Below are 12,623 nucleotides of genomic sequence, written 5' to 3' on the forward strand. Positions count from 1 at the left end.
TCCCACGTCAGCGAGCCCATTCGCCACGCCTTCGTCGGCCCGGTAGGTTTTCCGGGCCGGTGGCTACGACAGCTACGGGGCCGGGGGACACGCGCTAGCTATGTGATGGAGGTGTGCGATGACTGACCTGACGATCGAAGAGCTGTTCGCGCACAACGACGACGTGCAGAAATCCCGCGCGGTCAGGCTATTGGCCGCTAAGAATCTGGCGCCATACATCACGCTCATGGAGCGCCACCTGGACCGCAGCGCGAAGGTTTCCGAACCCCAGCTGGTGGCCAAACTGGACCGGGATCTTGACGCGGTCGGCCTGGGCGAGCAGTCCGGACTCGCCCTCATCAAGAGCTGGGCAAGTGACGGCTGGTTGCACCGCGCGTCGGATGGCGCCGGTCCCGACGCCGAGAACGTCTGCTCGTTGACCGAGGACGCACGCAGTGCGCTGGCCTTCGTCCGGCGACTGCGTCGTGCTGACAGCGTCGCCACCGGCGGGTCCATCGCGGGTATCGCCGCGGGCCTCAAGCGGGTCGCGACTCAACTGGATGGCGACCCGTCGCGGCTGCGTGCCGATATCGAGGCTCAGATCGCCGAGTTGCAGAGCTACTTGCGCGCGATTGACGACGGATACCGTCCCGAGCCGGACATCGTCGATCTCGAGGATGAGACCCGGGCCATCGCCTATCAGATGGAGCAGGTGATCACCGACATCGTGCGTTACGGCAGCATGCAGAACGAGATCACCGCCGGGCTCATCGACGCGGCGGAGGACTCCGATTCCGGGTTCCGCGACCGTGCACGACGGATGTTCGCCGACTACGACGCCCTGTTCGACTCCCGCGAACGCGCCTCGTACGCCGCCTTTACACGCACCATCCAGGACCCCGACCAACGTGCCGCTCTACGCAGCGATATCGCCTGTGTCGCTGAGGGATTACCTGAGCTAGACCCGGGTTTGCGTGATGTCATGAAGAACTTCTTCAAGCTGGTTTCCCAGCAGATCGCGGAAGTCTCCCGCATCGAGCAGCGCTGTGCGCAACGTATCCGGCGATTCTTCGCCGCCGGCACCACGGAGCAGGCGCGTGGCCGTGCGCGGCAGCTCAACGATGCCCTGGCCGCCGGGCACGCGCTGCTCAAGGTGTCCACCGCGGATTCCCCGATTGACGCCGAACTACCCATCGGCCGCTCTGCGGCGGCGTCCATCGGTGCCCTGTCATTCACCATCAAGGACACGGCGCCGCCGGTGCTGGCTCAGGAAGCGCCATCGGGCCCCTTGGACTTGAGTGGATTCTCGGCACTGGCGACCCAGGTGGACATGGCCGCACTGGCCGATACGGTGAACAGAGCTGTTGCCGGTGGCCCAGTTTCCCTGCCCGACATGATTTCTCATGTCGACGCACCGTATCTGGGTGACGTGATCGTGCTGTGGTCGCTGGCCCTCAAGCAGGACAACACCCTTGATCGCGAGTCGGTCAAGGTGAAGTTCCGGTCCCTGGATGGACAGGACCGGGTGATGGAGGTACCTCAGTTGATGTTCCGTGAACCGGTGTTGGCAACCCTCGAAGAGGAGGGGGCGGCACTGTGACGACAACGCCCCTGGGAAACATCAACTTTGACGATCTGCCCGGTGTCGAGCCGGATGCCTCGGCACCCAGAACCGTCAAGGGACCACGGTTCGATGGCGACACCAGCGAGCTGACCGACAAGGCATGCTGGGCGTTGCAGAACCTGGTGGCCCGGCGCTATCTGAGCAAGGACGGCCAGCCGGAGTTGTGGGCATCGATGATGGAGCACCGCAAGGTGCTGGCCTCGCGTTTGTCCGAATTGGACCTGCGGCTACGAGTTTTCGACGATCTTGAGGTCGCCTATGCCGAACCGGCTCCCTTGGAGAACCCCAGCGCGTACGGCGCCCGGGTGTTGCGCCGCGAACCCCTGGGCACGTATGCCTCGATCGTTGCGCTGCACCTGGCCAAGATCGCGAGGACCGCACACGACGAGCAGGTGCTGGTCAGCCGCGACGATATCCATGAGCTGTTCGCCAATGTCAGCCACGACATCGACCGCGATGAAGCGATGCTGCGCGACCGCGTCGACGAAGCCATCAAACGCCTGTCGAAGGCCGAGATCCTGCAGCGCACTCGCGATGACGAGCACAGCTACACCATCAGCCCCGTCATCAACGCGCTGATGTCCGCGCAGATGATCGAGGCGTTGCAACGCCAATACGAGCAGCTGCAGCGTGGCGGTGCCGCCCCAGAAGACTCCACCGACGATGAAGAAGATGGCGATACCGATGACGATGAATGAGGGCGTACCCGGCAGGCCGGGTGATTCAGTCACCCAGCAGTTCTGGCTGTCCCGACTGCAGGTCATTAACTGGGGTGTCTTCGACGGGTACCACACCATCGAGTTCAGCCGCCGCGGCACACTGATCACCGGCTCCTCCGGAAGCGGTAAATCTTCCCTGCTGGACGCGATTTCGCTGGCGTTTCTGTCCTCGAACCGCCGTAACTTCAACGCGTCAAGCGATACCACTGCGGCCGGCTCGAGTATGGGCAAGCGCACCGTCGACAAGTATGTGCGCGGTCTGTGGGGTGAGCTGAAGAACCCGGGGGAGCGGCCAACGCAGATGTTCCTGCGCGGCAAGGGTGCGGCATGGTCGGCGATCGCGGTCACCTATTCGGGCACCGATGGTCGCGTGATCACCGGCCTCGTTCTCAAATGGCTTGCACCGGGCTCAGATTCGGATTCCTCGAGCCGCTATTACCTGATCGACGCCGATGCCGATATTCGTGACCTGTGTAATTCCTGGGCGAGTAAGGGATATTCGGCTGCGGTTTTCGATGGCGCGGGCTGGCGTGGACACAAGAGCGAACGCTGGTATTTGGAACAGCTCTACGCCGCCGTCGGTATCCAAGGTTCCTCGGCAGCCCAGCAGCTCTTGGGTAAGGCCAAGTCGCTCAAAAGCGTTGGTGGCCTGGAACAGTTCGTCCGCGAGTACATGCTCGACGAGCCCGAGTCCATGGCCGCGATCTCCGAGGCCCTGGGGCAGATCACCCCGTTGGTGGACGCGCGTGCCGCACTGGCGGTCGCGCAGCGCCAGCGTCAGACGCTGGGCGATATCGAGCAGATTCAGCAGACGTACGCCAGCGACGCGGCGCAGCTGGCCACCGTCGACGTGGTGGATCACCACACCGTCCGCGACTACGTTGATCAGCAGCGGCTGGCGCTGGCCGGTCCGGAGATCGACCTGTTGGACACCGAGATCACTCGGCTCGGCGGTGAATGCGACGAAATCCAGTCGCGCCAGGACATTCTCACCGGCGAGCGGGACAAGCTGCTCGGCCGGATCGCCGCCGCCGACAGTAATCTCGCACCGCTCAAGAGTGAACTCGCTCATGCGCGGGCCCGGGCCGAGGAGGTGTCGCGCCGCCGTACCGCGTACGACAGCGCCCTGTGGGACCTCGGCCACGACGAAGACGTCGAATCCGCTGAGGAATTCGAAGCCATGCGGGTCGAGAGCCTGCGCGCAGTCACCCGGATCAATGCGGAACTCGAAGCGGGTCATGACGCCTATGTGATGGCGGCCGGCGCCTTGTCGACAGCGCGCGACCAGCTGCGGGCTGCTTCCTCCGAGCTCAAGCGCGTTGAACATGTCGGTACCTCGGTGCCTCCTGACGAGGACCGCATGCGTGGGGAAATCGCGGCGGCGCTGGGCCTTACCGCCAAGGAGCTGCCCTACGTCTGCGAATTGATGGATCTGCGCCCAGGCCAGGAACGGTGGCGCAGATCGGTGGAGAAGGTGCTGCGGTCTACCGGTCTGTGCCTGTTGGTGCCCGATCAGCACCACCGGCAGGTGCTGCGATACGTCAACGAGAACCCGATGCGCGGTTACCTGCAGATGGAGCGGGTGATCCCTTCCGGCGCGCCGCGGCGTGCCGAGCCGGGCACCCTCGCCGACTGCCTGCGCCTGACCAACCCCAATCACGAATGCGCCAGTGCTGCCATGAATCTGGTGGCGGCTGTGGGCGATTACGTGCTGGTTGATACACCCGACGAGTTCAGCAAGCACCGCCGGGCGGTCACCGATCAGGGCCTGCGCAAGGACGGCGACCGGCGCGCGGTCAAGGATGACCGGCGCGAGCTGCGCGCCTCCCAGTACATCTATCAGGGCAACGCAGGCGACAAGCGGGCCGCGCTCTCCGATGATGTGGTCGAGGCGCAGCAGGCCGTTGGTGACGCCGAGAAGTTCATCGGCGAGATGGACACCAAGCGTGAGGAACTGCGCTCGGAGGTGGTGCGGTGGTCCAAGCTGCACAGCCAGTACGAGTACTGGAGCCAGATCGATACCGATTCGGCCGAAGCCGCCGTGGCACGGCTTCAGGACCAGTACGACGCGATGCTGGAGGCGAACCCCGACCTCACCGGTCTGCAGCAGCAGGCCGATTCCTATCTCGATGAGATCAAGAAACTCTCCGAACGTATCGGTGCGCTCAGAAGGCAAGAATCCGAACATGATTCGCGCCGCACGAGACTGCTGGACCTGTTGGACAATTTGAACCCGCGCGAGGTGGGCGGGCACACCCGATCCGGTATCGAAGCCTATGTTCCGCAGCTGTCGTCAAGCCTGGATGTGCTGGAGCCGGACACCTACCGGTTGGAGCTGTGGCGTCAGATCGAGAAGGACCAGTCGGTGCTGCGGGAGAGTGTCACCCGTTCACGCAACGAGCTGAACCGAATTCTCAACGCCTACGACCGGGACTTCCCGGATTCGATTCCCAACGACAGTGAGAACTTCGACGAGAAGATCCACGATTACGTCGCCTTGTGCCGCCGAATCGACGAGCGTGACCTACCGGCCGCCTACGAACAGATGCTGCGACTCATCACCGAGCAGGCACCTACCGCAGTCCTGCGGTTGCATCAGCTCGCGGAGGAGGAGGCGCACCGCATCACCGACCAGATCGACCGGGTCAATAGCGGTTTGGGCTCGGTGGAGTTCAACAGGGGAACCCGGTTGACCTTGCGTGCCGAGCCCAAGGCGCTTGAGGCGGTGGGCGAGCTCAACGAGCGGGCCCGGCGGATTTCGGGACGGGCCGTTGCGGTTTCCATGGGAGACGAGAAGGCCATCCACGACCAGTACCAGGACATCCTGCAACTGCGGAATCTACTGGCGGCGGAGACTCCCGAGGCCAGGCAATGGACGCGCGACGCGTTGGATGTGCGCAACCGCTTCGTGTTGTACTGCGAGGAGCGCGACGCCGCCACCGGCGAGGCGATTCGCACCTACAGCAATGCGGGTGCGAATTCCGGTGGGGAGCAGGAGAAGCTGATGGCCTTCTGCCTCGCGGGTGCGCTGAGCTTCAACCTCGCCAACCCCGAAACTGGGGACAATCGGCCGGTCTTTGCGCAGCTGATGCTCGACGAGGCATTCTCGAAGTCCGATCCGCAGTTCGCGCAGCAGGCGCTATCGGCGTTCCGTAAGTTCGGGTTCCAGTTGGTGATCGTTGCGACCGTGCAGAACACGACCACCATCCAGCCCTACATCGACAGCGTGGTCATGGTGTCCAAGCCCGACGGCCCGGGAGTTCGGCCGGTCGCCTCGACGCGCACGGTGCCTATCGGGGAGCTCGGTGACGTGCGGAAGGCAGTCAACGCCCGCTGATCGGTGGATCTTCAGCGGCCCACGAACTCGGCGGTGGTTCGGGTCAGGAAGGCCTGCACGCCCAGCGCCGCGTCCTCGGTGGTGAAGAGTTCCCGGATGGTGGGCACCAGCTGCGTCTCGGCAGCGGCTTCGCCCTCGCGTATCGCCGAGCGGGCGTTGCGCAGGGTGGCCTGCACTCCCAGCGGTGCCTGTCGCGAGATCGTCTGCGCGATGGCGATCGCCTTATCGACGTGCGCGCCGGCAGCAACGACCTCCTGCACGATTCCGATGCGGTGAGCCTCGGCGGCGTCGAAGGTGTCGGCCGTCAACATCCATCGCATCGCGTTACCCCAGCCAGCGGCTCGCGGGAAACGAATAGTGGCACCGCCGAACGGGTAAATCCCTCGATTGATTTCGAGCTGCGCGAAGGTCGCTGTCTCATCCGCGATCACAATATCGCCGGCGAGTGCGAGCTCGATGCCCAGTGTGAGGACCTTGCCATGTACCGCGACAATCAGTGGCTTGGATAGTTGCGTGCCATCGACCTGCCATGGATTGATCCCGCCCTCGGGTGTCAGGGAGGCACCGCTTTGAATCTCTGCGGCCACACTCGCCAGGTCCAGACCGGCGGTGAACATCGTGCCTTCGCCGTACAGGACGGCAGCCCGTAGCTCCGCATCCGTCTCGAACTCGCCGAATGCCAGAGACAACTCCTGGAGCATGGTCTTATCGAACGCGTTGCGCTTGGCCGGCCGGTTCAGGCCGATGACCAGGACATATCCGTCGCGACGGATGCTCAGGGTTTCGTACTCAGACATTGACTTCTCCGTGTCGGTAGCGGATTATGTAGAGCAGCATACATAGACCTGTGCGCCCCGGGAAGGACGACGATTGAGCACCCCGCGTGAACGAATGGTCGCCTCGGCCGCCCTGCTGATTCGTGAGCGCGGGGCACACGCGACGGCCATCTCCGATGTACTCGAACACAGCGGGGCGCCGCGCGGCTCGGCGTATCACTACTTTCCCGGCGGTCGCACTCAATTGCTGGGTGAAGCGGTGGATCTGGCGGGGGAGTACATCGCCGGGATGATCGACGCCACACCCTCAGGGGTGGAGGCCCTGGACAGGCTTGTCGCGTCCTATCGGAAGCAATTGGTGCGCAGCGATTTCCGGGCTGGGTGTCCCGTTGTGGCAGTCGCGGTAGAGGCCGGAGACCCGGAGAGCCCTGCCAGTAATCAAAAGCTCATCGAACACTCGGCGGCGGTCTTCCAGCGTTGGATCGGTCTCATCGCCGAAAAGCTCGCCGCCGCCGGAGTCCCCCGCGAACGAGCCGACGAGCTGGCCATGCTGATGACAACCTCTTTGGAGGGGGCAATCATCGTCGCGCGATCCACTCACGACATCACACCAATCGATGTGGTGCATAAGCAATTACGCACGCTTATCGAGGAGGCTTTGTCATGAACACCACCAATTGGTTACCCACCGCCTGCATCTTGTGTGAGTGCAACTGCGGCATTGTGGTGCAGACCGAGGGGCGCACACTTGCCAAGATTCGCGGCGACAAGGACCACCCCGCGAGCAAGGGATACACCTGCAACAAGGCATTGCGCCTGGATCACTACCAGAACAATGCCGATCGACTGACCTCACCGATGCGCCGCCGACCCGACGGTACCTATGAGGAAATCGATTGGGATACGGCCATTGTCGAGATCGCCGAGGGCTTCAAGCACATCCGTGACAGCTATGGCGGAGACAAGATCTTTTATTACGGTGGGGGCGGTCAGGGCAATCACCTGGGTGGGGCCTATAGCGGTGCCTTCCTGAAGGCCATCGGATCCAAGTACCGCTCTAACGCGCTGGCACAGGAGAAGACGGGCGAGGCCTGGATCGACAAGAACTTGTACGGCGGGCACACCCGCGGTGAGTTCGAGCACGCCGAGGTGTCGGTCTTCGTTGGTAAGAACCCCTGGATGTCGCAGAGCTTCCCGCGGGCGCGAGTGGTGCTCAACGAGATCGCCAAGGATCCGCAACGGTCGATGATCGTCATCGACCCGGTCATCACCGACACCGCCAAGATGGCCGACTTCCACCTGCGAGTGCGCCCCGGCGCCGACGCCTGGTGCCTTGCGGCACTGGCCGCGGTACTGGTGCAGGAAAATCTCTGTGACGAAGCTTTTCTCGCGGCACATGTCAACGGCACCGAGGAGGTTCGCGATGCCTTGCGTGCGGTACCGATCGACGACTATGCGCAGCGCTGCGGGGTGGCGGCAGACCTCATTCGCGCGGCGGCGCGCCGTATAGCCGCTGCCGAGAGCGTGGCGGTCTTCGAAGACCTCGGGATTCAGCAGGCGCCCAACAGCACGCTCAGTTCCTATCTGAACAAGATGCTATGGATCCTCACCGGAAGCTTCGCCAAACGCGGTGGACAACATCTGCATTCGTGGATGGCGCCGCTCATGGGTGGTTTCTTCGGCAACACCCCGGTGACCGGGGCCCGCATCATCGGGGGCCTGGTGCCGTCCAACGTCATTCCCGACGAGATCCTCACCGATCATCCCGACCGGTTCCGTGCGATGGTTGTCGAGAGCAGCAATCCCGCGCATTCCCTTGCGGATTCGGCCCGATGCAAGGAGGCCTTCCAGGCCCTGGAGCTGCTCGTCGTCGTCGACGTGGCGATGACCGAAACGGCCCGCCTCGCTCACTATGTGCTGCCTGCTGCCACCCAGTTCGAGAAGGTAGAAGCAACATTTTTCAACCTGGAGTTCCCGCACAACACTTTTCAGCTGCGGCACCCGCTGCTGGAACCCGAGCCAGGAACCTTGCCCGAGCCGGAGATCTGGGCGCGATTGGTCCGGGCATTGGGAGTGGTCGACGATGCGGACTTGCAGCCGCTGCGTGATGCTGCCGCACAGGGTCGGGATGCCTACCTGCAGGCGTTCTTCGCGGTGCTGGCCAATCCGGCACTCGGCCCGCTGGCTCCGTACATCCTGTACGAAACCCTCGGTCCGACCCTGCCCAAGGGGCTGGCGGGTGCCGCCGCGCTGTGGGGTCTGGCGCAGAAGGCGATGATGACTTATCCGCAGGCGGTGGCACGGGCGGGCCACTCGGACGGCAACGCGCTCTTCGATGCCATATTGAACAGCCCATCGGGCGTGACTTTCACCGTTCACGAGTACGAAGATGACTTCGCACTGATCACGCATGCGGATCACAAGATTGCCCTCGCGATCCCCGAAATGCTGGACGAAATTAGAGGATTGGCCTCGAGACCGGCGCAGCTGACGACTCCGGAGTTTCCGATTGTGTTGTCGGCGGGCGAGCGACGGGCGTACACGGCCAACGACATCCTGCGCAATCCGTCCTGGCGTAAACGTGATCAACAGGGCGCACTGCGGATAAGCCAGGAGGATGCCCAACAGCTCGGCATAGCCGACGGTGATCGGGTGCGCATCTCCACGGCGGCGGGTAGCGCGGAGGCCACCGTCGAGATCAGCGACATGATGCAGGCAGGTCATGCCTCACTCCCGAACGGATTCGGCCTCGACTACACCGACGAGTCCGGTGAAACGCACGTGCCGGGCGTGGCACCGAACGTCCTGACCTCCTCTGCCTGGCGTGACGAGTACGCGGGTACCCCGTGGCATAAGCATGTTCCCGCGCGCTTGGACACGTTGACCGCCGCCCTCTAACGCACCCGAGTGAGATACCTCCGGACGGTCTCCTCGGATTCGGTCATGACGCCGATGTATCCGTCTGGGCGCACCAAGATGAAGGTCGACGCGGTGATGTCGTAATCGGTCGACGGCGTGACGGGCGCTACCTGCACGTCAGGGATATCGGTGGCCCGGCCGTCCGCTGTGAGGAGCGTGAAGTGTGTACCCCGGAGCACGTCGAAGAGTCGACGGCCTTCCGGCAATAGTGCATCGGGAGCCCGGTCGCCGGCCCGTAACGTGCTGGGGGCGGGCCGGTCGTCGACGGCCAGTGAGCTCTGCCGATACGTGATATCCATCTGATGGAGCTGTGGTGCAGGGTCATTCGACGGTTCGAAGTTGCGATGATGCAGATCCGTGCTCATCCCCAGTACCGATGCGGCTACCGGCATCCGCTCCTCTTCGTACGTTTCCAGCAGACACTCGGGACCGCCCGCGATGACTGCCGCCAGCTTCCAGCCCAAGTTGTAGGCATCCTGCACGCTGGTGTTCAGACCCTGGCCGCCCGCCGAGGAGTGCACATGAGCGGCATCACCGGCCAGAAACACCCGGCCCTCCCGGAACCTGTCCACCATCCGCGTATTTACCCGATACAGCGATATCCACCGGAGATCATGCAGCACAATGTCTTCGCGTCCGGACCGCTCGACCAGGAGAGCCTGCACCGCCTCAAGGGTCGGTGGGGGAACGTCGTCGGTGGCCATGCTCGCGACAAACTGGTAGTGGTCACTGTTCGGCAGATTCCATAGCGAGAAGCGTTCCGATACCTGACCGCCCCGTGTCATCACGTGACAGAACTCGCCGTCTAAGCCGTCGGCACGGACATCACCGATCAGTGTCCGTTCGCTTTCGAAGGTTTCTCCGGCGAAACCGACGCCGAGAACCTTGCGTACCGTGCTCCGCCCGCCGTCGGTGCCAACGAGGTATGAGGATCGTATCCGGTCGGGAGTCCCGTCCCGCATTACCGTGACTGTGACCCCGTCAATATTCTGATCGAAACCGTTACTTCACAATTGAATTCAACGTCGCCACCGAGTTCGCGCAATCGGTTGAGCAGGATCTCATCGGTGCGCCATTGCGGCACCATCCAGAAGCCCGGGTAGGGAACCCCCGGTCCCGACGGAATCTCCGATCCCAGCATCTCCATCAGCGTGCGCTCGGCAACTATCTCGCGTCCGGCATAGATACGGAATGACGGCATCTTCATGCCACCGGACTGGATCGCGTCGGCAACTCCCAGGTCGTCGAACACCTCTTGGGTGCGCGGCGACAAACCCTTGCCGCGAGAGCCCGGAAACAGGCCGGGCGCCTTCTCCAACACTCGGCACCCAATGCCGCGTCGCGATAATTCGCAGGCCAGCGTCAGGCCCGTGGGGCCCGCCCCTGCAATCACCACGGTCATGAAACTCCGCCCCGAACAAGCACGATCAGCACATCGTCGACGAGTCGACGGATGAAGGTGCCGTCCACCGTCGCTCTCATGGTCAGCCGATGTGTGAGCATTGCCTCGGCGACATCGTGGATCAGCTCGCGGTCGACATCGGCGGGCGCCTCGCCCCGCGGAATCGCTCGGGACAATGGCGCATCGAAGGGGGACAGGCCCGGATCGGTCAGGTGCCTGTTGATGGCGTCGGCCAACTCCGCGTCATGCTCCATGGCACGCATGAGGTCTGTGTACAGGGTCGGCGGTATCGACGCGGTCTTGCGGCGCAGCATGTCCAGTGTTGCAATGAGGTCGCCCCGCAGCGAGCCGGTGTCGGGAACCTGGTCGTTGCAGCTCGCGTCGTGAGCATCGAGTGCGGCTTTGACCAGTTCGGCCTTGTTGCTCCATCTGCGGTAGATGGTCGTCTTGCTGGCATGCGCCTGTGCGGCGACGGAATCGATGGTGAAACGTTCGTATCCGTCAGCTACCAGCACCCGCAGGGCGGTATCGAGTATCGCCGCGGTGCGCGCTTCGCCTCGTGGCACCATGACATTAAGTGTACGTCAATCGTACACTTAATGTCATTCCTTTAGGACTGCCTCGAAGGCCACGCGGTCACCCCGGAAGAGTGAGCGCACGCATTCGATCGGTCGTCCGTCGGTGTCGAGCGTGCGTCGGTGCAGAAGGAGCATGGGCATAGCTGTCGAGGTGTCCAGAAGTGATGCCTCGCGTGGTGATGCGAGCACCGTTTCGATGCGCTCGACGGCACTGCCGAACCCGACTCCCAGTTCGCGTATGGCCTCGTACAGCGAGGTGCCGGGATCGAAAGTGTTGCGCAATGAGCCGAACCGCGATTTGGGTAGATAGGTGCTTTCCAGCCCGAGCTTGGCACCATCGGCCAGCAGGACGCGTTCCAGGTGCATCACCGTCGAGGAGTTCCGGATGCCGAGGTCCCGGCATAGGTCCGGGTCTCCGGTGATGTCCTCCCAGGTGACCAGCAGTCGCCCGGGGGTTCGGCCCTGGCTCTGGGCGCCCTCGGTGTATGACCGTAACGATAACGGCTGCACCAGCTTCGGCGCAGATACCACGGTTCCTCGTCCGCGTCGCTCGATGCGCCCTTCCACGAGCAGCTCGTGCAGCGCCTGGCGGACGGTCTCGCGTGACACCTCGAATCGTTCGGCGAGGTCGCGCTCGGGCGGAACTGAATCTCCTTCGCTCAGTGCCGAAAGGATGTGGTCGAGTTCGGTGCGTACGCGGTAATGCTTGGGAAGTCGCACGTCAGAAGTCATGCCGTGTCACCACCTTTCGGGCCAGTGCGAGCACGTGGGGAAGGGAAAGCCCCTTGGCCCCGGGAATCTTCGCTCCATCGTCGAACCGGCGCAGCCGGAGTGCGTCTGGCCACCACGGGTGCTCACTCCATCGGCTATCTGCGCCGGCTCCGCCCTGGCTGGCCAGCGATGCCACGGATGCGGCGGACAGATGCGACGCGTAGTCGGAATCGGTCAGCGCGAGGTACCGCTTGGCCGCGACGTGCGAACCGGCAAGCCACCCAACCCGTTTCCCGAGGCGAGGGGTAAGCCATTCACGCGCGATGGAGTCGTGTCGGTGGTCGGCGGCGGGGCCGAGGAGCGGACTGTGCCCGATGTCGTGCAGAACCGATGCGAGCAGCAGCTCATCGTCCGCGCGGTCGGCGTGGGCGAGGTATCCGGCCTGCAGGGCATGGTCGAGCTCGTCGACGGCCTCCTCGTCCCATATCCCGCGCAGTGACATCAGCACTGCTTCGAGTTCATCGACGGTGTCCACGGACTGAGCGTACGCCAAATTGGTCTATACCAATTGTTCATAC

9 protein-coding genes and 1 pseudogene are annotated in these 12,623 nt (G+C 63.5%); 5 read left to right on the forward strand and 5 right to left on the reverse strand.

Going from position 1 to position 12,623, the window contains the following annotated elements:
• The first annotated feature begins 118 nt into the window (after positions 1 to 118).
• The 3 genes from AOT87_RS03625 to AOT87_RS03635 are packed head-to-tail and all read left to right on the forward strand — an operon-like array spanning position 119 to position 5,659.
• Positions 119 to 1,579 (forward strand): DUF3375 domain-containing protein, encoded by a 1,461-nt coding sequence (locus AOT87_RS03625; protein WP_057969338.1) that lies wholly within the window; start codon positions 119 to 121, stop codon positions 1,577 to 1,579.
• Positions 1,576 to 2,301 carry a DUF4194 domain-containing protein gene (locus AOT87_RS03630; protein WP_030094942.1) on the forward strand — a complete coding sequence of 242 codons (726 nt, stop codon included), beginning with the start codon at positions 1,576 to 1,578 and terminating at the stop codon, positions 2,299 to 2,301. Before AOT87_RS03625 ends, AOT87_RS03630 begins: the two co-directional genes overlap by 4 nt.
• A complete protein-coding gene (locus AOT87_RS03635) occupies positions 2,294 to 5,659 on the forward strand; it encodes an ATP-binding protein (RefSeq protein ID WP_057969337.1) in 3,366 nt (1,121 codons plus the stop codon). The genes AOT87_RS03630 and AOT87_RS03635 overlap by 8 nt, the downstream gene beginning before the upstream one ends.
• An 11-nt stretch (positions 5,660 to 5,670) precedes the next feature.
• Here AOT87_RS03635 and AOT87_RS03640 read toward each other — a convergent pair whose 3' ends face one another.
• A complete protein-coding gene (locus tag AOT87_RS03640; protein ID WP_057969336.1) occupies positions 5,671 to 6,456 on the reverse strand; it encodes a crotonase/enoyl-CoA hydratase family protein in 786 nt (261 codons plus the stop codon).
• A gap of 73 nt (positions 6,457 to 6,529) precedes the next feature.
• On the opposite strand from AOT87_RS03640, the gene AOT87_RS03645 reads away from it, so the two are divergent.
• The gene (locus tag AOT87_RS03645) at positions 6,530 to 7,102 is read left to right on the forward strand and encodes a TetR/AcrR family transcriptional regulator (RefSeq protein ID WP_057969335.1); all 573 of its coding nucleotides are present in this window, start codon (positions 6,530 to 6,532) and stop codon (positions 7,100 to 7,102) included.
• On the forward strand, positions 7,099 to 9,333 hold the full coding sequence (locus tag AOT87_RS03650; RefSeq protein ID WP_057969334.1) for a molybdopterin-dependent oxidoreductase: 2,235 nt from the start codon (positions 7,099 to 7,101) through the stop codon (positions 9,331 to 9,333). The genes AOT87_RS03645 and AOT87_RS03650 overlap by 4 nt, the downstream gene beginning before the upstream one ends.
• Here the strand turns inward: AOT87_RS03650 and AOT87_RS03655 are convergent.
• The 4 genes and pseudogenes from AOT87_RS03655 to AOT87_RS03670 form a co-directional block, all read right to left on the reverse strand.
• Positions 9,330 to 10,756 (reverse strand): annotated as a pseudogene (locus tag AOT87_RS03655) (FAD-dependent monooxygenase). The gene AOT87_RS03650 and the pseudogene AOT87_RS03655 overlap by 4 nt on opposite strands.
• Entirely contained in the window at positions 10,753 to 11,325 is a 573-nt protein-coding gene (locus AOT87_RS03660) for a TetR/AcrR family transcriptional regulator (RefSeq protein ID WP_057969333.1), read from the reverse strand. Before AOT87_RS03660 ends, AOT87_RS03655 begins: the two are co-directional and overlap by 4 nt.
• 33 nt (positions 11,326 to 11,358) lie before the next feature.
• Complete coding sequence (locus AOT87_RS03665; protein WP_057969332.1) at positions 11,359 to 12,066, reverse strand: GntR family transcriptional regulator; 708 nt, start codon at positions 12,064 to 12,066, stop codon at positions 11,359 to 11,361.
• Positions 12,056 to 12,580, reverse strand: a complete 525-nt coding sequence (locus tag AOT87_RS03670; protein WP_165589969.1) for an HD family phosphohydrolase — start codon at positions 12,578 to 12,580, stop codon at positions 12,056 to 12,058. The genes AOT87_RS03665 and AOT87_RS03670 overlap by 11 nt, the downstream gene beginning before the upstream one ends.
• Between the last annotated feature and the right edge of the window lie 43 nt (positions 12,581 to 12,623).

This window comes from Mycobacteroides sp. H003, assembly GCF_001440135.1.
Taxonomy (GTDB): domain Bacteria; phylum Actinomycetota; class Actinomycetes; order Mycobacteriales; family Mycobacteriaceae; genus Mycobacterium; species Mycobacterium gwanakae.

What these genes read in the sequence shown, in the direction of transcription:
- AOT87_RS03625 (WP_057969338.1), top strand. Translation starts at nt 119, where the DNA reads ATGACTGACCTGACGATCGAAGAGCTGTTCGCGCACAACGACGACGTG.
- AOT87_RS03635 (WP_057969337.1), top strand. Translation starts at nt 2,294, where the DNA reads ATGAATGAGGGCGTACCCGGCAGGCCGGGTGATTCAGTCACCCAGCAG.
- AOT87_RS03640 (WP_057969336.1), bottom strand. Translation starts at nt 6,456, where the DNA reads ATGTCTGAGTACGAAACCCTGAGCATCCGTCGCGACGGATATGTCCTG.
- AOT87_RS03650 (WP_057969334.1), top strand. Translation starts at nt 7,099, where the DNA reads ATGAACACCACCAATTGGTTACCCACCGCCTGCATCTTGTGTGAGTGC.
- AOT87_RS03660 (WP_057969333.1), bottom strand. Translation starts at nt 11,325, where the DNA reads ATGGTGCCACGAGGCGAAGCGCGCACCGCGGCGATACTCGATACCGCC.
- AOT87_RS03665 (WP_057969332.1), bottom strand. Translation starts at nt 12,066, where the DNA reads ATGACTTCTGACGTGCGACTTCCCAAGCATTACCGCGTACGCACCGAA.